The sequence below is a fragment of the Vibrio sp. 1288 genome (genome assembly GCF_033344475.1).
Genome location: NZ_JAWPOX010000111.1, coordinates 1 through 1,205, shown reverse-complemented (window position 1 = coordinate 1,205; position 1,205 = coordinate 1). Strand labels below are relative to the sequence as shown.

Sequence of the window (1,205 nt, the reverse complement as noted above, 5' to 3'; positions counted from 1 at the left end):
TTACTACCAAATTGCTTATGACTTGGGGATCGACCGAATTTCAAACTGGATGATGATGTTTGGTTTTGGTGACTACACAGGCATCGATATCTACGAAGAAAGTAAGGCTAATATGCCAACTCGTGATTGGAAGATGTCTCGTCACAAAACGCCTTGGTATAAAGGTGACACCATTCCTGTTGGTATCGGCCAAGGCTATTGGACGGCGACACCTATGCAAATTGCGAAAGCAACATCGGTGTTAGTGAATAATGGTGCGGTTTCCGCTCCTCACCTCCTAAAGTCCACCATCGATAATGGTGATAACTTTGAGGAACAAGAAACCTCTGAATACGTAACCTACCCACCGATTCAAAATGTGCCAGAAAAATACTGGGATATTGCGAAAGAAGGTATGCGCCGTGTAAACCATGGTACTCGTGGTACAGCTCGTCGTTCTTTCTACAATATGAGCTACCAGACAGCCGGTAAATCAGGTACAGCGCAGGTCTTTGGCTTGGGCGAGAACGAAGAGTACAACGCAGATGAAATCGCGGAACACTTGCGTGACCACGCCCTGTTTACGGGCTTTGCTCCGTTTGACGATCCAAAAGTTATCGTTACTCTCGTGCTAGAAAACGCAGGTGGTGGCTCAAGTAACGGTGGTCCAATGGCGAGAAAAATCTTTGACCGAGTGGTACTTGGCCCAGAAGAAATCAAACCAGAAGATGACAAAACCAACGCGCAAAAAGAGGTTACACGCTAATGAAGATGGATCCCTCTACAGGTAAAAACCGCGCCTTGTTTGAGCGCTTCCATATCGACTTGCCCCTCCTACTCGGCATCTTTGCTTTAATGGGTTTTGGTCTCGTGATCATGTACAGTGCCAGCGGACAAAGTTTGGAGATGATGGATCGCCAAGCAATGCGCATGGTATTGTCTCTTGTCGTGATGGTGGTTCTGGCTCAACTTTCTCCACGAACGTATGAAAACCTGGCGCCACTAATGTTTGTTGCCGGTGTAGTTTTACTATTTGGCGTACTGTTCTTTGGTGAGGCCTCGAAAGGTGCGCAACGCTGGCTCAACCTAGGCTTTGTTCGATTCCAACCGTCCGAATTACTCAAACTTGCGGTACCGTTGATGGTTGCGCGCTATATCGGTCGCCAACCATTACCACCAACATTCCGAACGCTGATTGTTGCGCTAATCATGGTGTGCTTACCAAC

At 47.5% G+C, this 1,205-nt stretch carries 2 protein-coding genes; both read left to right on the top strand.

Features of this window, described 5'->3' with window-relative positions; genetic code table 11:
* Positions 1–745 (top strand): penicillin-binding transpeptidase domain-containing protein (locus tag R8O11_RS24960; RefSeq protein ID WP_318194574.1); only part of this gene is annotated, 745 nt, incomplete at its 5' end.
* Positions 745–1,205: FtsW/RodA/SpoVE family cell cycle protein (locus tag R8O11_RS24955; RefSeq protein WP_318194573.1), on the top strand; the 461-nt coding region annotated here is incomplete at its 3' end. The genes R8O11_RS24960 and R8O11_RS24955, both read left to right, overlap by 1 nt.